General features: G+C 54.1%; 17 protein-coding genes and 1 pseudogene. 10 read left to right on the forward strand and 8 right to left on the reverse strand.

The window, feature by feature from the left end; translation table 11 throughout:
- Positions 1-156 precede the first annotated feature (156 nt).
- The gene (locus ACT3TY_RS04395; protein WP_444627457.1) at positions 157-318 is read left to right on the forward strand and encodes a hypothetical protein; all 162 of its coding nucleotides are present in this window, start codon (positions 157-159) and stop codon (positions 316-318) included.
- Positions 319-408: 90 nt separating this feature from the next.
- On the opposite strand, the gene ACT3TY_RS04400 is transcribed toward ACT3TY_RS04395, so the two are convergent.
- On the reverse strand, positions 409-606 hold the full coding sequence (locus tag ACT3TY_RS04400; RefSeq protein ID WP_441678791.1) for a hypothetical protein: 198 nt from the start codon (positions 604-606) through the stop codon (positions 409-411).
- Positions 607-870: 264 nt separating this feature from the next.
- Between ACT3TY_RS04400 and ACT3TY_RS04405 the strand changes: the two genes are divergently transcribed.
- From ACT3TY_RS04405 to trpC, 3 genes are read left to right on the forward strand one after another with little or no spacing between them, the layout of a single operon-like run.
- The gene (locus ACT3TY_RS04405) at positions 871-1,461 is read left to right on the forward strand and encodes an anthranilate synthase component II (RefSeq protein WP_444627458.1); all 591 of its coding nucleotides are present in this window, start codon (positions 871-873) and stop codon (positions 1,459-1,461) included.
- A 36-nt stretch (positions 1,462-1,497) separates the two neighbouring features.
- Positions 1,498-2,517, forward strand: a complete 1,020-nt coding sequence (gene trpD, locus ACT3TY_RS04410) for an anthranilate phosphoribosyltransferase (protein ID WP_444627459.1) — start codon at positions 1,498-1,500, stop codon at positions 2,515-2,517.
- Between the two features lie 9 nt (positions 2,518-2,526).
- On the forward strand, positions 2,527-3,330 hold the full coding sequence (gene trpC / locus ACT3TY_RS04415; RefSeq protein ID WP_444627460.1) for an indole-3-glycerol phosphate synthase TrpC: 804 nt from the start codon (positions 2,527-2,529) through the stop codon (positions 3,328-3,330).
- A 6-nt stretch (positions 3,331-3,336) separates the two neighbouring features.
- Here the strand turns inward: trpC and ydiJ are convergent, their stop codons facing one another.
- From ydiJ to ACT3TY_RS04430, 3 genes and pseudogenes are all read right to left on the reverse strand, one after another.
- Positions 3,337-6,450, reverse strand: a complete 3,114-nt coding sequence (gene ydiJ / locus ACT3TY_RS04420; protein ID WP_444627461.1) for a D-2-hydroxyglutarate dehydrogenase YdiJ — start codon at positions 6,448-6,450, stop codon at positions 3,337-3,339.
- A 90-nt stretch (positions 6,451-6,540) separates the two neighbouring features.
- Positions 6,541-7,122 (reverse strand): DUF4202 domain-containing protein, encoded by a 582-nt coding sequence (locus tag ACT3TY_RS04425; RefSeq protein WP_444621916.1) that lies wholly within the window; start codon positions 7,120-7,122, stop codon positions 6,541-6,543.
- Positions 7,123-7,196: 74 nt separating this feature from the next.
- A pseudogene (locus tag ACT3TY_RS04430) lies at positions 7,197-8,446 on the reverse strand (dicarboxylate/amino acid:cation symporter).
- 291 nt (positions 8,447-8,737) lie between these two features.
- On the opposite strand from ACT3TY_RS04430, the gene serS reads away from it, so the two are divergent.
- The gene (gene serS / locus ACT3TY_RS04435; RefSeq protein ID WP_444627462.1) at positions 8,738-10,015 is read left to right on the forward strand and encodes a serine--tRNA ligase; all 1,278 of its coding nucleotides are present in this window, start codon (positions 8,738-8,740) and stop codon (positions 10,013-10,015) included.
- Here serS and ACT3TY_RS04440 read toward each other — a convergent pair.
- Positions 9,960-10,787, reverse strand: a complete 828-nt coding sequence (locus ACT3TY_RS04440; RefSeq protein ID WP_444627463.1) for an SIMPL domain-containing protein — start codon at positions 10,785-10,787, stop codon at positions 9,960-9,962. The genes serS and ACT3TY_RS04440 overlap by 56 nt on opposite strands.
- 195 nt (positions 10,788-10,982) lie before the next feature.
- Here ACT3TY_RS04440 and ACT3TY_RS04445 point away from each other — a divergent pair, with 195 nt between their 5' ends.
- The gene (locus ACT3TY_RS04445) at positions 10,983-12,134 is read left to right on the forward strand and encodes an AI-2E family transporter (protein ID WP_444627464.1); all 1,152 of its coding nucleotides are present in this window, start codon (positions 10,983-10,985) and stop codon (positions 12,132-12,134) included.
- Positions 12,135-12,184: 50 nt separating this feature from the next.
- Here the strand turns inward: ACT3TY_RS04445 and trxA are convergent, their stop codons facing one another.
- A complete protein-coding gene (gene trxA / locus ACT3TY_RS04450; RefSeq protein ID WP_140398967.1) occupies positions 12,185-12,568 on the reverse strand; it encodes a thioredoxin in 384 nt (127 codons plus the stop codon).
- 256 nt (positions 12,569-12,824) lie between these two features.
- Between trxA and cysB the strand changes: the two genes are divergently transcribed.
- Positions 12,825-13,799: an HTH-type transcriptional regulator CysB gene (cysB, locus tag ACT3TY_RS04455; protein WP_444627465.1), complete on the forward strand. Its 975-nt coding sequence runs from the start codon at positions 12,825-12,827 to the stop codon at positions 13,797-13,799.
- A 251-nt stretch (positions 13,800-14,050) separates the two neighbouring features.
- On the opposite strand, the gene ACT3TY_RS04460 is transcribed toward cysB, so the two are convergent.
- Together ACT3TY_RS04460 and pabB are read right to left on the reverse strand one after the other, a co-directional pair.
- Entirely contained in the window at positions 14,051-14,686 is a 636-nt protein-coding gene (locus ACT3TY_RS04460) for a phosphoadenosine phosphosulfate reductase domain-containing protein (RefSeq protein WP_193057099.1), read from the reverse strand.
- A 117-nt stretch (positions 14,687-14,803) separates the two neighbouring features.
- Positions 14,804-16,174 (reverse strand): aminodeoxychorismate synthase component I, encoded by a 1,371-nt coding sequence (pabB, locus tag ACT3TY_RS04465; RefSeq protein ID WP_444627466.1) that lies wholly within the window; start codon positions 16,172-16,174, stop codon positions 14,804-14,806.
- A gap of 233 nt (positions 16,175-16,407) precedes the next feature.
- Here pabB and ACT3TY_RS04470 point away from each other — a divergent pair, with 233 nt between their 5' ends.
- The 3 genes from ACT3TY_RS04470 to prpC all read left to right on the forward strand — a co-directional run bounded on the left by ACT3TY_RS04470 (position 16,408) and on the right by prpC (position 19,272).
- Positions 16,408-17,181, forward strand: a complete 774-nt coding sequence (locus ACT3TY_RS04470) for a GntR family transcriptional regulator (protein WP_193057101.1) — start codon at positions 16,408-16,410, stop codon at positions 17,179-17,181.
- Complete coding sequence (prpB, locus tag ACT3TY_RS04475) at positions 17,181-18,074, forward strand: methylisocitrate lyase (protein WP_444627468.1); 894 nt, start codon at positions 17,181-17,183, stop codon at positions 18,072-18,074. Before ACT3TY_RS04470 ends, prpB begins: the two co-directional genes overlap by 1 nt.
- Before the next feature lie 70 nt (positions 18,075-18,144).
- Complete coding sequence (prpC, locus tag ACT3TY_RS04480) at positions 18,145-19,272, forward strand: bifunctional 2-methylcitrate synthase/citrate synthase (protein WP_193054882.1); 1,128 nt, start codon at positions 18,145-18,147, stop codon at positions 19,270-19,272.
- The last annotated feature ends 1 nt before the right edge of the window (position 19,273 follow it).

The following is a 19,273-nucleotide window of genomic DNA, read 5'->3' on the forward strand; positions in this document are numbered from 1 at the left end:
ATAGAGCGCTGGCCAGTGTTACTTGACCATTACAACCGTTTTCGCGCTGTAATAGCAAAATATAGCGTTAACGGCGAAAGTTGCTAACAGTAGCACTTGGGAAGGTTGGCTGAATGTGGTCTACCCTAGAGACTGTTTTACCCAAGGAGAAAGGCAATGAGCACGTTTTATGAAGTACAGGAGCGCGACGGTGAATTCCATGTCATTGATATACGCCCCGATGACTCTCAGGCCGATAACACCTCTGTTGTCTCCTACGCTACCCGCCAGGAAGCCGAGAGCGAGGCAAAGCGCCTCAATGAAAATTCACTTGGTTAACGGTTGAGGAAATATCGTTTCGTACCCTAACAGAAAGCCCAAAGGCTTGCTGTTAGGGGCTTGTTGTATAAAGTTATACCGTGCCTGGTATTACTTCTTTTTTTTCATAAAGGGGAGAACCCTGGCCGTGGCGTCAGCGAGTTGCTGATCAAGCGGCGTATGGTCCAGGCTGATAGCGGCTCTCGCAGCGGTATAGGTGCCCTTGTACTGCTTGGCGATCTCGCTATCGGTCATGTGGTCGGGTAGCTGTTCATTTTCTCGAATAACGTCAATGATGGCCTTATCCATGGCGCGCTCCTTTTGATCGCACTTCTGTTGAACATGCTGTCGAGCATATTGTTCAGCGTACTTTTCAGCATGCTTTCCTGCATATTTTCCAGCATAGCCCAGTGCGACGAAAACGTAACTGCGCGCAACTGTCGTGGCGATTAACCTCGTCTGGCGATACAATCCAGCACACTTACGTAAAATCGCTAGCAATGGCATACCTGGCTAATAGTCTGGGTAACGATACGCTGATTGCCATGCAATAATTAAGGTAATCAATAGGCTATGCCGAAAAAAGTCTTGATGTTGGACAATTACGACAGTTTCACTTTTAACATTGTCCAATACTTGAATGAATTGGGTGCAGAGGTGGTAACGCATCGAAACGATGCCATTACCCTTGAACAGATTGAAGCCCTGGCGCCTACGCATCTGGTTATTTCCCCGGGGCCATGCACGCCCAACGAATCGGGGATTTCAATAGCCGCTATTCGTCACTTTGCCGGTAAACTGCCTATATTGGGTGTTTGTTTGGGGCATCAGGCGATTGGTCAGGTATACGGTGCTCGGGTGGTCCGTGCACCCCAGGTGATGCATGGTAAAACATCGGCTGTTTTACATACCCATCAGGGTGTTTTTGAAGGGTTGGGTAACCCCCTCGAAGTGACCCGCTATCACTCGTTAGTGGTGGAAAGGGAAACGCTCCCCAACTGCCTGGAAATAACGGCCTGGACAACAGACAGTGACGTGACGCCTGGTTTGATCATGGGACTGCGCCATAGCACACTGGATGTAGAAGGGGTGCAATTTCACCCTGAATCAATACTGACTCGCCAAGGCCATGAGCTATTGGCAAATTTTTTAAAACGTGGCTGATTGCCTGGTTCACACGCTTTAGAGGCTCCTCTGTTCATGCAAATGCGAGATGCAATTAATGCGGTGATACACCGTGAAGACCTCCCTTTTGACGTTATGCATGCCCTGATGCGCCAGATAATGACGGGTGAAGCGTCCGATGCTCAAGTAGGCGGCTTATTGGTCGGGCTTGCCATGAAAGGGGAGAGCGCGGTGGAAATTAGCGCTGCCGCCCAGGTCATGCGCGATTTAATGCGCCGTGTTGAGCTAAACGCTGAAAATGTCGTGGATATCGTGGGTACCGGCGGCGATGGCGCTAATCTATTTAACGTATCCACGGCGTCCAGCTTTGTGGCCGCAGCGGCGGGTGCGCATGTCGCAAAGCACGGTAATCGCAGCGTATCGTCGTCTTCCGGCAGCGCCGATCTTTTTGATATTGCTGGTATTTACCTCGATCTTAAGCCTCAGCAGGTCGCCCGTTGTATTGAGCAAGTGGGGGTTGGCTTTATGTTTGCGCCGAATCACCACCCGGCGATGCGTTATGCCATTGGCCCGCGCCGTGAGATGGGCGTGCGCACGCTCTTCAATATTCTGGGCCCGCTGACTAACCCTGCAGGGGCGCCCAATCAGGTGGTCGGTGTGTACTCGCCAGAACTGGTGCCGCTGATGGCCGAAGTGCTTAAAAAGCTGGGCAGCCGCCATGTCATGGTGGTTCATTCAGAAGAGGGCTTGGATGAAATATCGCTGGCAGCTTCTACGCAAGTGGCGGAGCTTAAAGAGGGCGAGATTACTCAGTACACGGTTTCCCCTGAAGCGTTTGGCATTGAGCGCCAGAGCCTGGCAACGCTGAAGGCCGCTAACGCAGAAGATAGCCTGCGGTTGGTAAAGGCGGCATTGAGCGGTGAAGGCCCTGCATCCGACATGGTGGCCTTGAACGCAGGTGCCGCCCTTTACTGTGCGGGTGTGGCTGACAGCCTTAAAGAGGGCGTTCTGATCGCTCAGGACGCTCAGGGGTCTAAACTGCCGCTTGAGAAGCTCAGAGAGCTTTCACACTTCACCAGCGTTTTCAAAGAGTAAGTGACCGCTATGAACCAACAGGCAACACCCACTATTTTGACGCGAATTCTTGCCCGCAAGGATGAGGAAGTCGCCGAGCGCCAGCGGGCGGTATCCGAAACGGATTTGCTCGCGCTTGCCAAGCAGCAGAGTGCTCCGCGCGGGTTCATCAACGCGCTTAATCAGCGTATTGCGGTCGGTGACCCGGCGATTATTGCAGAAGTTAAAAAGGCGTCGCCCTCCAAAGGCGTCATTCGAGAAGAGTTTCATCCGGCGGATATCGCCAAAAGCTACGCTCAAGGTGGTGCGGCCTGCTTGTCCGTACTAACCGATGCGGACTTTTTCCAGGGGCATGAAGACTATTTGATCGTCTCGCGGGACGCCTGCGAGCTGCCGGTTATCCGCAAAGACTTTATTACCCACGGTTACCAGGTCTCTGAAGCACGCGCCATTGGAGCCGACTGTATTTTGCTGATTGTCGCCGCACTGGATGATGCCAGGCTGCTTGACTTGCATCAGCAGGCCAATCAACTGGGAATGGATGTGTTGGTAGAAGTCCATGATGCCGATGAGCTAACGCGTGCGCTTAAGCTTGATTTGGCGTTGGTAGGCATTAACAACCGTAACCTGCACACGTTCGATACCAGCCTCAACACGACGCTGGATTTACTGGCGCATATTCCTGAAAACGTAACCGTTATTACTGAGTCGGGTATCCATACTCAGGCGGATGTTCAGTTAATGCGGGATCACCACGTTAATGGGTTTTTGGTTGGGGAGGCTTTTATGCGCCAAGCCGACCCTGGCCTGGCGCTTAAAAAGCTATTCTTCTAAGCCTTGTTAATCCTTGGGGTGTTCGCCCGCGCTGCGTAAGGCATAAAGCAAGGCTTGCAGCGGGTGGTGAAGCGTTTGTTCTGAAAAACGCTTCACCTGGCTGCGGCACGAATACCCCGTGGCCAGTAGCCTGTCGGTGTTTTCCTCTGCCTCGACCTGGGGCTGCCAGGATTGAGCGTAAATCGTTTTGGACGTTTCGGCGTTGCGCGTTTCATGGCCGTAGGTGCCGGACATTCCACAGCAGCCGGTATTAACCAACTCCAACGGTAGGCCAAATGCGGCAAATACTTGCTGCCACGCCTTCGGGCTTCCGGGCGCGTTGGTTTTTTCGGTGCAGTGCGAAAGCAGCTTAAAGCCAAGGGCATTGGGCGCTAGCTGTCGGGGTGCCAGGGTGGGCAGCCGGATAGCCAGCCACTCCTGTAGCATCAATACCTCGGGCACGGCGTCGGGTCCCAGCGCTTTTACGTACTCCTGGCGGTAGGTCAGGGTCATCGCCGGGTCGATCCCCACCATGGGCACCTCAAACTCGCGCAACGCCCGCAGGCGTTTCGCCTGCTTTTCGGCCGTACGCTCAAACGCACCCAAAAAGCCCTGGACGTGTAGCGGTTTGCCGTTGGCGCTATAGGGCATCACCAACACGCGCAAGTTGAGCCGTGAGAGCAGTTCGACCACGTCCATGACCAGTTTGGCTTCAAAGTGCGTGGTGAACGCATCCTGAACCACAATCACGCTATTGGCGCGCTGCTGGTCGGTGAGCAGAGCAAGCGAGGTAGGCGTGGCTTCCGCCACGCCCCAAGCACGCAGCTGCTTTTTCACGCTGGCGCGGGAGAGCAATGGCGAGTCGCTCATGCCCACGCTACGGCGCATCAGCGTTTCCACCCAGCGCTGGCCCATCACGGCGTTATACAGCGGTGCTGCCCGGGCAAGAGTGGGCAGCATGAATTCTGTGCTGCCTATTACGTAGTCGCGCAGGGGGCGTAAATAGCGTCCGTGATACACCTCCAAGAACTGCGAACGGAACTGCGGCACGTTGACCTTGATGGGGCACTGCCCCGCGCAGGACTTGCACGCCAGGCAGCCGGCCATGGCGTCGTAGACCTGATGAGAGTAGTCATGATGCTGCCGGCGGCTGAACGTATTCGCCAGGCGTTTTGGAAAGTGTTTAACAAAGCCCCATCGGCCTTCCGCCTTTTTCTTGCGCGACTCTTCCACCACGTCGATGCCCGCCTGGGACTGCAGGCGCAGCCATTCACGCATCAGGCTGGCGCGCCCCTTGGGCGAGTGAATACGGTTGCGGGTCGCCTTCCACGACGGGCACATGGGGTCGTCCACGTCGTAGTTGTAGCAGGCGCCGTTACCGTTGCAGTACACCGCCGCGTCATAGGCCTGCCAGGCGCGCTCATCAATGGTGCGGTCCAGCTGGCCGCGCATCGGCACGGCGTCGATGCTTAGCAGGTTTGGGTCGCTGTCTTTGGCGATCAGCGCGCCGTTCTCTGCCGGTGAAGCGATCTTGCCAGGGTTAAGCTGGTTAAACGGGTCAAACGCGGCCTTGACCCGCTGCAGGCTGGGGTAGAGCTCGCCAAAAAATTTGGGTGCATACTCGGAGCGTACCCCTTTGCCGTGCTCACCCCACAACAATCCGCCGTATTTTTGGGTCAGGGCGGCGACTTCATCGGAGATGTCCCGAATCAGTGCTTCCTGGGCCGGGTCTTTCATGTCCAATGCGGGGCGCACATGCAGCACCCCCGCATCGACATGCCCAAACATGCCGTAAGCGAGCCCGCGTGCGTCCAGCGCGGCGCGGAACTCGCTAATAAAATCGGCCAGATGTTCTGGTGGTACCGCGGTATCTTCAACAAACGGCAGTGGGCGCTTCTCACCCTGCACATTGCCCAAAAGGCCCACCGAGCGTTTGCGCATGCCGTAAACTGCGCTGATCTGCTCACGGCCTTCGGCCAGGGTATAGCCCAATCGCGTGACCGTGGCATCCTGGTTCAGGTGACGCGTAAAGGCCTCTACCTGTTCGGCCAGTGCTGCAGGGTCGTCGTCGCTAAACTCGACCAGGTTGATACCCCGAATCGGTGTGTCGCTCTCGGGGAAGAACTCGGCCACGCTGTCCCACACAAAATCGGCCATGGCGAGCGTGAGCACCGTATCGTCGATGGTTTCGATCGACACAGGCCTGGCGCTGGCCATCAGCGTTTTGGCATCGCGCAGTGCATCCATAAAGCGGGTATAGCGCACGTTAACCAGGGTGGCGTGTTGGGGAATGGGCAGTACGTTCAACACGGCTTCGTTCAGAAACCCCAGCGAGCCTTCCGAGCCACACAGCAAGCTGTTGAGATCAAGCGCATGCTGGTCGTTGCGCAGGTGGGCCAGGTCGTAACCGGTCAGGCAGCGGTTAAGCGGCGGAAAGGTGGCCTTAATCAGTTCGCGCTGCTGATCAATAATACTGGCCGCTGTGCGGTGCACCTGTCCGACAATACCGTCCTGCTGGCAGGCCTGCTGTTCCTCATCGGCACTGAGTGCTCGGCTATGCAGATGCTGGCCACCCAGCAGTACCGTGTCGAGTTCCAGCACGTGGTCACGGGTTTTTCCGTAAGCACAGCTACCCTGACCGCTGGCATCGGTCGAGATCATGCCGCCGATGGTCGCTCGATTGGAGGTCGAAAGCTCCGGGGCAAAAAACAGCCCGTAGGGCTTTAAGGCGGCATTCAACTGATCCTTCACGACTCCCACTTGAACGCGTACCCGACGGTTCTCGACATCAATGTCCAGCACCTGATTCATGTGCCTGGAGATATCCACCACGATGCCATCGGTAAGCGACTGACCGTTGGTACCGGTGCCGCCGCCTCGCGGCGTTAACACCACCTCGCGGTAAGGCGCTTCAGCGGCCAGTTTGGCCAGGCATTCCAGGTCTTCTGCATGGCGGGGAAACACCGCCGCCTGGGGCAGGCGCTGATAGATCGAGTTGTCGGTTGCCAGCACCGTGCGGTGGGCATAGTCAGGGGCAATCTCACCATCGAAGCCGCGTGTTTTAAGGGCTTCCAGAAAGCGCAGGTAGTGGGAGGCCAAGCGTTCAAACGGGGCGGTCCGAGAGTCCAGCGATGCAATCATAATCGTTCAAGCCGTCAGTGCCGGGGCATCAAAAAAAGAGAGCGCTACTTTACCTCAGTGCCTGCCTGGCTGCACCCTGCGCTAAACATGCTAGCTCAAAGCTTCTTTTACCAGGGCGGCAGAAGCAGGTGACATGGGCAGTGTCAGGGCTAATTCATGAGCTTGGGGTGACATCTTGCGCCAGGTTTTTTGAATAATTCGCACCATATGGTCACGTTCGACCTTACGCGAAAAATCGGCAAAGTAATTTTCCAAAAATACCAGACAGGCGCAGTCTTCAAGTGTCTGTACGTCGGCATCACGGCCCAACCCCTTTTTGGTGATGAGTGTGATAACTCGCTCGGCGTCCTCAGTGCTATAGCCTGCTTCACGCATTAATTGGGCGGCAGTGTCGCCTGCGCGGATACCCTGGTCGCGCCGCCAGGTTAAGTAGCCTACTCGACCTTCAGGGTACGCTTCGCGTGCTACCTGCCAGCGCTGCAAGTGCTGGGCGCGGACAGCAATCTGTAAGCACTCGCTGGGTGCCTGGTTAAGGTGAGCAAGCCATTTGCTCATGCGCTGTGCGTAAAGCAGCTCGGCGGGGAGCGGCTCATCGGCCACGTTGACTGTTTTGGGGTCTTCGCTATGAAGCTGGTCCAGCGCAGTTAATACCTGTTCAAGGCGGTGGGACATGATGCTCTCCTGGTTAGCTGTCGCGATACTCTGCAACGGTCTCGTCGCAGAGTATTCTGGCGTGGGGCGGGCGGTCAGGCTTTATTATCGGCGTTATAAACGTCGAGGTTCAATTCGCCTTCGCTTTTACCTACCAGGGTGGTGACCATAATGTCGCCCGCCACGTTAACGCTGGTGCGCGCCATATCGAGAATACGGTCGATGCCTGCTACGACGGCGATGGCCTCAAGCGGTAAGCCAATTTGAGCCATCACGATAGAGAGCATGATAAGACCCGCACCGGGTACGCCCGCGGTGCCAATGGAAGCAAGCGTGCCGGTGGCGACAATCATGCCATAGTCGACCAGGCTCAGCTCAATACCCAGCATTTGGGCAATAAACAGCACGACGACGCCCTGGTAAAGCGCTGTACCATCCATATTAATGGTCGCGCCCACTGGTAGTACAAAGCTTGAAACGCCTTCAGATACGCCCAGATTTTTCTGGGCACAGCGAATCGATACCGGCAGTGATCCTGCCGAAGAGGCGGAGGAGAACGCTATCATCATAGCGTCCAAGCTACCCTGGAGATAACGCACTGGATTAAGCCGCCCCAACAGGCGAATAAAGCCTGAGTAAATCACCAGAACATGCAGCGCACAGGCTAAATACACCACGCCAATCAGCTTGGCGAGTGGTAACAGGATTTCCAGCCCGTATTGGCCAGATACATGCGCCATTAGGCCAAACACCCCAAAAGGTGCAAAGGCCATGACGATGCCCGTGAGCTTGTACATTGCCTCGGCAAAGCTATCGAACACCACGACCAGTGCTTCACCCTTTTCACCAATCAGAGTCAGTGAAATGCCCAAGCCAATCGCAAACACAATAATTTGCAAAATGTTGCCGTTGGCCAGCGCATCAATGGGGTTGCGGGGCACCAGGTTAATCAAAATGGATGCCAGGGTAGGCGCCTCGCTTGCATTCACGCTGCTATCAAAACTGATGTTAACGCCTGCTCCAGGCTGTAGCAGTGTCGAAAGCAACAACCCGATCTGATAGCAAAGGCCGTGGTCAAAAGATAAAGGCCGATGGTACGGGCGCCAATGCGACCCATTTTTTGCGGGTCGCGCATCGACGTAATGCCGACCACCAGCGTTGAGAACACTAGCGGTACGATCAGCATCATGATCGCGTTGATAAAAATATCGCCCAGCGGCTTAAAGATGCTGGCGTTTTCACCCAGTAGCGCGCCCGCCGCTATCCCTAGCGCTAAACCTGCGAGAATTTTCTTCCAGAGGGCGATGCCTCTCCACCAGCCGAAGGCGCCTTGTGATGTGCTCACGGATCTCTCTCCTTGGAGTTTTATTTACGGTTGATCAATAGCAGGATTACGATTCGGCGCGCACTTTATCACTTTTTAGTAAGAAGGGCGGGGGCTTGTAATGGGCGAAGTGAGCGCTTACGGGCGGCCGCGGCTTCGAAGCAGCCTCTGGTTATTTACCCGCCGACGTGAGTTGCCGGGCACGTTGCTATAACGCCCCCATAGCTCCCCGCCGTGCTTTTGCCTACAATAGGGCCTTTGATACTGGCGTTTGGCGCCGTGTTTAACTGAATACAGGCCAAGGAATAACTCATGCTCGATCCGAAACTGCTGCGCGGTGATCTGGACGCGCTAGCGCAACAACTAGCTCGTCGCGGCTTTGTACTGGATAAAGAGGGGCTTCAGACGCTGGAATCGCGCCGCCGTGAATTGCAAACGCAGACCGAGCAACTGCAAAGCGAGCGTAATACGCGCTCAAAAGCCATTGGCAAGGCCAAAGCCAGTGGCGAAGATATCCAGCCGCTGTTGGATGAAGTCAGCGATTTAGGCGATCGTCTGGACAACGCTAAGCACGAATTGGCAGAGGTACAAGCGGCCTGGGATGACGCGGTCAGCGGCATTCCTAACCTTCCCCATGAAAGCGTGCCTGAAGGTGAAAAAGAAGAAGACAACGTTGAATTGCACCGCTGGGGTACGCCACGTGAGTTCGATTTTGAGGTACTCGATCATGTCGATTTAGGCAAAAAATCCGGTTATCTGGATTTTGAATTGGCCGTTAAACTGACCGGCGCCCGTTTTGCCGTTATGCGTGGGCCCATTGCTCGTCTGCACCGTGCGCTGGCTCAATTTATGCTGGATACCCAAACCGAGAAGCACGGCTATGAAGAGTGCTACGTGCCCTATATGGTGAATCGCGACTCACTAACGGGCACCGGCCAGCTGCCGAAGTTTGGCGAAGATCTGTTCAAGCTGGATGATGAGCGCGAGTACTACTTGATTCCTACTTCTGAAGTGCCGCTCACCAACTTTGTGCGTGATGAGATTGTGGATCAAGCGGCATTGCCGATGAAGCTTACGGCGCACACGCCGTGTTTTCGTAGCGAGGCCGGTTCGCACGGGCGTGATACTCGCGGCATGATCCGTCAGCATCAGTTTGATAAAGTGGAAATGGTGCAGATTGTAGAACCAGAGAAGAGCTATGAAGCGCTGGATGAAATGCGTGGTCATGCAGAGGCGATCTTACAAGCGTTAGAGTTGCCGTACCGCGTAGTGACTCTTTGCACGGGCGATATGGGCTTTGGAGCGTCGAAAACCTACGACCTGGAAGTCTGGCTGCCCAGCCAGAGCACTTATCGGGAAATTTCGTCTGTTTCCAACTGCGAAGACTTTCAGGCACGACGTATGCAGGCTCGCTTCCGTCAACCGGATGTGAAAAAGCCACAGCTCCTGCATACGTTAAATGGTTCTGGCTTGGCCGTTGGCCGTTGCCTGCTGGCAATACTTGAAAATCATCAGCAGGCAGACGGCTCGGTGGTTATTCCTGAGCCGCTACGTCCCTATCTTGGTGGTCAGGAGCGTCTGGCCCTTTAAGCGTCCATTCGACATTAACCCCGGCATCAATACGAATGGTGCCGGGGCTGTAATCGCTTTGTGATCCGCTACTGGCCATATCACTCTCAGCCCGCATGGCCATCATACGGGGCTGAAACATAGGCGCTTGCGTCTCTTCAATACGCTGAACGTGGCCGAGCTCGGTTTCCAGCGTGCTGGCCATCAGGTTGGCTTTGTGGCGAGCTTTCTCCAGTGCTTTTACCAGCGCTTCATCGGTGGCGGCTTCTCTGTCCTGTAAATCAAATTGGACGCCGTCCATTGCATTCACGCCCACCCCGATCAGCGCGTTGAGCACATCGCCCAATTGATCAAGGTCGGTTAGCTCTATGCTGAACGGGCGTTCAAGACGTGTGCGTTGGAGCATCTCCTGGTCGCCATTTTCGCTGCGTGGCGCAGCGACATGGTCAGGATAAACGTTCAACGACCCCGCATTGATAGCGCGTCGCTCAATTCCCAGGGCTTCAATGGCTTCGATCAGTTCGCTGGCACGATTCTCAAGGCGTTCACGGGCTTCTCCTAACGCTTCGCTGTCGGTATCTTCCAGTGAAGAAACGGCAGGCGTGTTTTCCCAAAGGCGCGCAGTGAACGTCGCCTGGTCGGGTTCAACCTCAACCCAGGATTGCGCCTGAACACTTAGGCTTGGCGGCGCAGGAGGCGCTGCAAAAGCAAGCGGAGTGCTCAGAAGCGCCAACAGAGCACCACTTAATATTCCATAACGAAAACGCGGTAAACGTGCCGATACTGGACTCATAGAGAAACTCCTTGAGGTAGAAAGAACTAGCCGGGTACGCATTAATTAAAAGCATAGACGCTTGCTTGGAATAGCGATTGTGGGGAAAGTTCAGCGCAAAAGAGACGACGTAAAACAGTTGCTTATTATTTGCATGGTTTGTGCAATACCGCTATTAACGCCATTATGTATGGATAACGAGCTAAGGATAAGGCTATGTCGAAATTGTCGGATGAGGATTATCGAAGTATTCCCTTAAATGCCACGTTGGCACTAGCGGCGCTAGTGGTCATTATTGCGGGTATGAAAGTGGGGGCGGATCTACTGGTGCCCTTGCTGCTGGCGGTATTTATCGCCGTGGTGTGTACCTCTCCGGTGCAATGGCTACACCGTTGTGGCTTGAGCATGAGAATGTCGGCATTTTTAACCCTGATGGTGTTGTTGGGGTTTCTTTCTCTGATTGGCGTGTTGGTCGTCAACAGTTTTAGCACCTTTGTGGCGGCGCTGCCCGATATTGAAGAGCGGCTTTACGAGCACTACTGGGATTTGCTTAATACGCTCGCCATGCATGGCTTCAATATTGACCCTGATGAGCTTAGCGCCGTCTTTTTCAATACGGATGAGGAAGGCTCTTCTTGGGTGGCGATGCTGTTGAGTGAACTGGGCAACCTGGTGATGCAAAGTATCATCGTGGGGTTGCTGGTTATTTTTATGCTGTTTGAAACGCTGAACCTTCGCCAAAAAGTTTCGCGTGCCTTGGAGAACCCTGCGCCTAGTTTAAAGCGCTTTAGCGAGTTTAGTTTAACGCTAAAGCGCTATTTGGCCGTAAAAACAATGATTAGCCTGGCCACGGCGGTATTAATTTGGCTCTCCTGTGTGATTGTCGGGGTTGATTTCCCATTACTTTGGGGCGTTCTGGCGTTTGGGCTTAACTTTATCCCTAACATTGGCTCAGCACTTGCGGCTATCCCTCCAGTGCTGCTGCTTCTGGTGTCCCAGGACGGTGGCGCGCTACAGGCGCTGCTGCTGGCGTCCGCTTATCTGGTCATTAACTTTGTACTTGGTAACCTGATTGAACCGCGTGTCATGGGGCAAGCGCTAGGACTTTCAACGTTTGTGGCGTTTCTTTCGCTGGTTGTTTGGGGGTGGATTTTTGGACCGGCGGGGATGCTGCTATCTGTCGTGTTAACCATGACCCTAAAAATTGCCTTGGATAGCCATCCGCAGACGCGTTGGATTGCCCATTTTCTGGGACCAGGGAGACACCGCACGGGGCGTTATCTTAGCCAGCAAGATGCAGGTCGCGCACCGTGGAAACGTAAAAATAGTGCTACGCCTGAAGAGCATCTAAAAGAGGGGGAGAGTTAACAGAGGGGCCGCACGGCCACCACCGGTTGTGCCGGCGGTGGCCAATTTCATCAAGCGTTTTGGTCGATGAATTGCGTTAGTTGAGACTTGGATTGCGCGCCTACCAGTGAGGCGACTTTGGTACCAGACTTGAACAGCATAACGGTCGGTACACCGCGTACGCCTTGTTCTGCGGCAATTTCAGGCGCATCGTCAACGTTTACGCTGACCACTTTTAAGTTATCACCGCGCTCGGCTGCCACTTCATCGACAACCGGTGCCATAACTTTACACGGGCCACACCAGGGCGCCCAAAATTTTAGCAGGACAGGCTGGTCGGCGTTGAGGACTTCTTGCTCAAAATTAGCGTTAGTGACGTCAACATTATTAGCCATTTGCTTCTCCCGTTTGCGTTGCTCTTGCAGTGTCGTTGCCTCAAATGGAGCAACGGTCATTACGCGTTAAACCTGCGCACTTTCATTACGCCAAGTCGGCAGATGTTAGCGGGCGCGGCGTTTGCTGGCAAATATCTGCGCTTATTTTTGTGCTTAATTACAAAATTAATAGATGCTAATAGAGATTATCTCTTATAATATAAGTGAATTATAGAATGTTTTTTTATGCCAAATAGTGCTTTGTGGCGAGTGCAAGATAGGCGGTGCCAGCGTTAGATGACCTGCCTGCTATCGGTATAGATAATGAGGTGATGATATGAAGCTACAACAACTTCGCTATATTTGGGAAGTTAACCGACACAACCTAAATGTATCGGCGACCGCTCAAAGCCTGTTTACCTCTCAGCCTGGTATTTCCAAGCAAATACGGCTGTTGGAGGATGAGCTGGGCGTTGAGATTTTCGCGCGTAGCGGAAAACATCTAACCCGGGTAACGCCAGCAGGTCAGTCCATTATTAACCTGGCGGGCCAGGTGCTCAAGCTTACCGAAAATATTAAACAGGTGGCCCAGGAGCATAGCGATGAGCGGCGGGGAAGCTTATCTATTGCGACCACGCATACCCAGGCACGCTATGCACTTCCGCCGATTATCAGTGAATTTACACTGAAATATCCGGAAGTCGCGCTACATATGCAGCAGGGTACGCCTAAGCAAATTGCGCAAATGGTGAGTGAGGGGCAGGCCGATTTTGCGATTGCCACTGAATCGCTGGAGCTGTTTACAGACCTGGTGCTCTTGCCTTGTTACCGCTGGAATCGCTGTATCCTGGTGCCTAAAGGCCACCCACTGGCAGAACTGAGTGGACCTTTAACGCTGGAAGCGTTGGCAGAACATCCGCTGGTGACGTATGTCTTTGGATTTACTGGCCGTTCCCAGTTGGATGATGCGTTTAAAGCGAAGGGTTTGACGCCTAACGTTGTGCTAACGGCAGCGGATGCCGACGTGATTAAAACCTATGTGCGGCTCGGCATGGGCGTTGGGATCGTGGCACATATGGCGGTAGACGATAAGTTGGACGGGGATTTAGTCGCGGTGGATGCCAGCCACCTGTTTGCGAGTTCAACGACTAAAATAGGCATTCGCCGGGGCACGTTTATGCGTGGCTATATGTACGATTTCCTGGCGCGCTTTGCCCCACACTTGACGCGAGACCGTGTGGATGAGGCGCTCATTGCTGGCCCACGCTTTGAACAAGCGCTGTTTGAAGGGATAGAGCTGCCCGAGTACTAATAGCTTGTGGCACTGATGTGTGACAAGTGCTTGTTACACGCACTTACCACACGTACTTATCACAAGCACGGATTAGAAGTACCTACGAAAACACTAACGCTTTAAGCGCTCACGTTGTTAGGGGGGGCATGATGCCAGCGAAACCGCTGGCAAGCTGCTAACAACGTGAGTCGTACGTTTGGCTTGTGGCCTAACCTGGAGCCAGGTCTTTCAATACCTGGTTTTTCAATGACAGATTTTCAGAGAAAGGCTTAATGCTGTAGGTGCAAACCGCACTCGCGTTTTTCTTCCACCTTGGTGGGGTCGAAGTAATCGAAGTTGTTAGGCAGGTCGTGCGCCTGTAAATATTGATACATCTCTTTAGCACTCCAATGCAACACCGGCGCCACTTTAACCAGCCCATCACTGTTACGGCTGACGGGCTGCATTTTGGCCCGTTCGGGCGTGTCTTCTGCACGAAGCGCTGTAAACCATACGTCAGGGCGCATCTCACTTAATGCACGTTCAAACGGCTCGATTTTGACCTCTTGGGTGAAGGCCGCATGGCGCGAGTCATCAATGCCCGGCATGGGGCCTTCGAGCGCTTCACGATGCGCGCGCGTCCGCTTGGGTATATAGCTGACCATGTTCAGGTTCAAGCGCGTTATTAGCTCGTCGGCGAATTGATAAGTGGCTTCGGTGTTATAGCCACTGTCCATCCAGACAATCGGCATGTCAGGACGTACCTGTGTCACCATGTGCAGAATAACGGCTTCAAAAGGGCGAAAGTTCGTCGTACAGATCGCCCTTTCGCCTTGTGTTAACGCCCACTCAATAAGTGCTTGTGGGTTCTTGCTAAAATCGTTCTCGGAAAAATCACGATTGATCGCATCTAGCGATGAGGACATGCTGCCTCCTTGTCATATTAATGAACCATACCGCTAGGCTATCAAACTGTCCGTCGTTCCCCCCAATACCGTTTGGTTTGGCTTTTATATTCCTTTTTGATTTAAGTACGGCGGCTGTTATTCCAGTGCCTTAATAAGGTGGCGAATTTTATCCAGTGTCTCCACGTACTCTTCCTCAAGTGCTGAGTCGGCAACCAGCCCACCGCCGCCCCACACGTGAAGCCTCCCGGCATCCGCCGCTAACGTACGAATAGTAATAGAAGTGTCCATGCTGCCACGTATATCAACGTATCCCATGCTTCCGCAGTACACGCTGCGCTGACACGGCTCAAGCTCGGCGATAATCTGCATGGCGCGAACCTTGGGCGCGCCGGTAATCGACCCGCCGGGAAAGGCCGCCGCCAATAAGGCAAGAGGGGAGGCGCCGGACGCGAGCTGTCCGCGCACTACGCTCACCAGATGATGCACATTAGGGTAGCTTTCCAGCTTGCAGAGTTGGGGCACATTGATACTGCCTGGCTTACATACACGGCCCAGGTCATTGCGCAGTAAATCAACGATCATGACGTTTTCAGCACGATCTTTAAGGCTGCTCGTTAGATCATTGGCCAGAGCAAGATCCTCATCAGCCGTAGCGCCCCGTGGTCGGGTGCCTTTTATAGGACGAGCCTCAACCGCGCCATTATTGCTTTTGATAAACCGCTCGGGTGAAAGAGAGAGAACGGCCTGCTGGCCCCAAGCCATGAAGCCTGAAAACGGTGTGGGCGTGGCGTTGCGTAAGCGTAAATAGGCCTGCCATTCATCGCCCTGGTAGGCAGCAGAAAAGCGCTGGGCGAGGTTAATCTGATAACAGTCGCCCGCCAGAATATAGCGCTGAACGGCTTTGAAGCGTTCAGCGTAATCGCTCTGGCTAAGCTCTGCTTGAAAGGGTTCGGTTAAGGCAAAAGGAGGGCGTTTGGGCGGCGCCTGGTCTAGCCACTCTAGAACCTGCTCTCGACGCTGCGCGGTGGCTACCAGCCACGCCCGCTTTGCTACGTGGTCAAGGGTGATGCACCAGTCATAAAGGCCCAGGCGCGCCTGAGGAAGGTGAGTCACCTGAGGTTGTTGGTGGGTCGCCAGTGAGCGCCCAAGGTCATAGCCCCAGTAGCCTATCAGCCCGCCCATAAAGGGCAGCTCGCTATGTAAAGCGTGTTGATTAACCTCCGTAGCCTGGTGCGGTAGCTGATTTAACAGCCACTGCTGCTGAGCAAAGCAATCGCCTGGCGGTAGATCCGCTATATTGAGCTGTTCACTCGCAAGCTCTGACTTGCCTGTGGCGTCCACTTCCAGCGTCGCTAAGGGGTCGCTGCTCAGAATATCGTAGCGGCCTTGAGCGACGGGGCGGCCACTATCCAAAAGTACTGCACTTGGGCGTTGGCGAAGCGAATCAAACAGCGCTAACGGGTCAGAAGAATAGGGCAGCGTAAATATCGACAATGCCGTGGTCATGGAGCAAACGCCTCGCCGGTAAAAGGCTGCTCATTTTAGAGGGCGTTGAAGGCCGACACCAGCAATGTAATCGATGTGCTTCTAACGGTTTTAGCGAGATTGTTGACACTGGTGAGAGGGATAGACTTTTTGCTTACAACCAAAGATGCATAAAATCGCCAGTATTCTATGGTTGACGCTAGAAAGGCGCGCAGCTAAAGTTTGAATACTTTCCTAATTGTCGACAATTCGCCATGAGTTCATCCATTAGCGCCCCTTATTCTGTTGATTCGTCGCTTGAAATAGCGCCGCCTGAAGTGCGCACGCTAGCCGAGCGGGTATTTCATCAACTGCAAAGCGATATTGTTCGTGGCGTCTTGGCGCCTGGCAGCAAAATCACTGAGCCCGGGCTTTCAAAAACGTACGGCATTTCTCGTGGTCCGCTTCGCGAAGCCATGCGGCGTTTAGAGTCTCATCGCTTGATTGAGCGCGTACCTCACGTCGGCGCACGCGTCGTTAAGCTCTCTATGAAAGAGCTGATAGAGCTGTTTGATGTACGCGAAGCATTGGAAAGCATGGCCGCAAGGCTAGCAGCGGAGCACATGTCGGCAGAGGAAATACAAGGCCTTCGTGATGTGCTGGCACTGCACGAAGGGCAGGCCGATTTACAGCGCGGTGAAGCTTACTATCAGCGTGAGGGTGATCTCGACTTTCATTACCGAATTGTGCAAGGCAGCCACAACAAGATGCTAATGAGCCTGCTGTGCAATGACTTGTATTACCTGGTGCGCCTTTATCGTACGCAGTTTAGTGCCAGCGGTACGCGCCCGCAGCGTGCCTTTGTTGAGCACCACCGGATCGTGGACGCCATTGAAGCAGGCGACGCCGAACTTGCTGAGCTATTAATGCGCCGCCACGTCAGTGCCTCGCGTGCCAATGTTGCCGACCGTTATGCCGCGATTCTTAAACAGCAATCATCTGAGCCTGCCGAGGAACGGCAGGCCACTACCCTTCAGGAGACACGCTAATGTCAACGCTCACCCCTGGCGCCCGTTTTAAAGCCGCCCTTGACGCCCAGCGCCCGCTGGCCATTTTAGGCACTATTAATGCGTATACGGCGATGATGGCTGAACGTGTCGGCCATCAGGCGATCTACCTTTCCGGCGGTGGGGTGGCAAATGCCTCGTTTGGACTGCCTGATTTAGGGATGACCAGCATGAACGATGTCGCCGAGGATGCGCGCCGTATCTGTGGTGCAACGGACCTGCCGTTGCTGGTGGATATTGATACCGGATGGGGCGGCGCGTTCAATATTTCCCGTACAGTGAAAGAGATGCAGCGTGCTGGCGTCGCCGCCGTTCATCTGGAGGACCAGGTGGCGCAAAAACGTTGTGGCCATCGACCCAACAAGGCAATTGTTTCCCAGGCTGAGATGGTTGATCGCATTAAAGCGGCCGCCGATGCCCGAATAGATCCCGATTTTTATCTGATTGCACGCACCGATGCTTTTCAAAAAGAGGGCCTGGACGCGGCTATTGAGCGCGCCAATGCCTGCGTTGAAGCCGGTGCGGATGCCATCTTTGCTGAAGCCGTATACACCCTTTCTGATTACCAGGCATTCTGCGAGCGAGTGGATGCCCCGATTCTGGCCAATATCACTGAGTTTGGTGCGACGCCGCTCTTTACTCAAGCCGAGCTTGGCGAGGTTGGTTGTCGCATGGTGCTTTACCCGCTCTCTGCGTTTCGAGCGATGAACGCTGCTGCCCTGAATGTCTATCAAAGCATTCTGGATAATGGCCATCAAAAAGAAGTCGTTAACACCATGCAGACGCGCGATGAACTCTACGATTTCCTCAACTATCACGATTTCGAGCAGAAACTGGATGCGTTATTCGCCGAAAAGGGTGAAGAGCCGCAATGAGGCGCGCACGACAACACTGTCATCTGCAATTAATGATAGGTACAACGATAAGCACACCAGGAGACTCGTCATGGCTGATAAACCGCTAGCGGGAGCAGGGCTGCGTGGACAAAGTGCGGGAACTACCGCCTTGTGTACTGTTGGAAAGACTGGCTCGGGCCTAACGTACCGTGGCTTTGATATCAAAGAGCTGGCTGAAAAGGCTAAATTTGAAGAAGTAGCGTACCTGCTCTTGAAAGGTAAATTGCCTAATCAGGCAGAGCTTGACGACTACATCCGCAAATTAAAGGGCTTGCGTGGGTTGCCCGATGCGCTGAAAACGGTGCTTGAGCAAATTCCGAAAGATGCTCACCCGATGGATGTCATGCGGACCGGCACCTCCATGTTGGGCAATCTTGAAACCGAAGAGAGTTTTGACGAGCAGCAGGACGTTGCTGATCGGCTGCTGGCCGTGTTGCCTTCGATCATTTGCTACTGGTATCGCTACTCTCATGACGGAGTGCGGATTGATACCCAAACCGACGCTGCATCGGTTGGCGGGCACTTCTTGCATCTACTGCGTGGCGAGCCGGCCTCTGAGCTCCATGCGCGAGTGATGAACGTATCGCTTATTTTATATGCCGAGCATGAGTTTAATGCGTCGACCTTTACCGCCCGGGTGTGTGCCTCAACGCTTTCTGATATGCACTCTTGCGTCACTGGCGCCATCGGTTCGCTGCGTGGCCCGCTGCATGGCGGTGCCAATGAAGCGGCCATGGCGATGATCGAAAACTGGAAATCGCCAGAAGAAGCGGAAAGCCAGATCATGGGCATGCTTGAGCGCAAAGATAAAATTATGGGATTTGGCCACGCGATTTATCGCGAGTCTGATCCACGCAACGAGATCATCAAGCAGTGGGCCAAAAAGCTTGCCGATGACGTAGGCGATACGGTGCTTTATCCCGTATCTGAAAGGGTCGAAGAAGTGATGTGGCGTGAGAAAAAGCTGTTCTGCAACGCAGACTTCTTCCATGCCAGCGCCTATCACTTTATGGATATCCCCACCAAGCTGTTCACACCAATTTTTGTCATGTCCCGGCTAACGGGGTGGGCCGCACATGTCTTTGAACAGCGGGCCAATAACCGGATTATCCGTCCCAGCGCCGACTACATCGGTCCTGAAAAAAGCGAATGGGTCCCCATTGAGGCGCGTGATTAAT

This window comes from Halomonas sp. AOP22-C1-8, from assembly GCF_052378905.1.
Classification (GTDB): domain Bacteria; phylum Pseudomonadota; class Gammaproteobacteria; order Pseudomonadales; family Halomonadaceae; genus Vreelandella; species Vreelandella citrativorans.

Coding starts and splice junctions, on each gene's coding strand:
- ACT3TY_RS04395 (WP_444627457.1), top strand. CDS start 157: ATGAGCACGTTTTATGAAGTACAGGAGCGCGACGGTGAATTCCATGTC.
- ACT3TY_RS04400 (WP_441678791.1), bottom strand. CDS start 606: ATGGATAAGGCCATCATTGACGTTATTCGAGAAAATGAACAGCTACCC.
- ACT3TY_RS04405 (WP_444627458.1), top strand. CDS start 871: ATGCCGAAAAAAGTCTTGATGTTGGACAATTACGACAGTTTCACTTTT.
- trpD (WP_444627459.1), top strand. CDS start 1,498: ATGCAAATGCGAGATGCAATTAATGCGGTGATACACCGTGAAGACCTC.
- trpC (WP_444627460.1), top strand. CDS start 2,527: ATGAACCAACAGGCAACACCCACTATTTTGACGCGAATTCTTGCCCGC.
- ydiJ (WP_444627461.1), bottom strand. CDS start 6,450: ATGATTGCATCGCTGGACTCTCGGACCGCCCCGTTTGAACGCTTGGCC.
- ACT3TY_RS04425 (WP_444621916.1), bottom strand. CDS start 7,122: ATGTCCCACCGCCTTGAACAGGTATTAACTGCGCTGGACCAGCTTCAT.
- serS (WP_444627462.1), top strand. CDS start 8,738: ATGCTCGATCCGAAACTGCTGCGCGGTGATCTGGACGCGCTAGCGCAA.
- ACT3TY_RS04440 (WP_444627463.1), bottom strand. CDS start 10,787: ATGAGTCCAGTATCGGCACGTTTACCGCGTTTTCGTTATGGAATATTA.
- ACT3TY_RS04445 (WP_444627464.1), top strand. CDS start 10,983: ATGTCGAAATTGTCGGATGAGGATTATCGAAGTATTCCCTTAAATGCC.
- trxA (WP_140398967.1), bottom strand. CDS start 12,568: ATGACCGTTGCTCCATTTGAGGCAACGACACTGCAAGAGCAACGCAAA.
- cysB (WP_444627465.1), top strand. CDS start 12,825: ATGAAGCTACAACAACTTCGCTATATTTGGGAAGTTAACCGACACAAC.
- ACT3TY_RS04460 (WP_193057099.1), bottom strand. CDS start 14,686: ATGTCCTCATCGCTAGATGCGATCAATCGTGATTTTTCCGAGAACGAT.
- pabB (WP_444627466.1), bottom strand. CDS start 16,174: ATGACCACGGCATTGTCGATATTTACGCTGCCCTATTCTTCTGACCCG.
- ACT3TY_RS04470 (WP_193057101.1), top strand. CDS start 16,408: ATGAGTTCATCCATTAGCGCCCCTTATTCTGTTGATTCGTCGCTTGAA.
- prpB (WP_444627468.1), top strand. CDS start 17,181: ATGTCAACGCTCACCCCTGGCGCCCGTTTTAAAGCCGCCCTTGACGCC.
- prpC (WP_193054882.1), top strand. CDS start 18,145: ATGGCTGATAAACCGCTAGCGGGAGCAGGGCTGCGTGGACAAAGTGCG.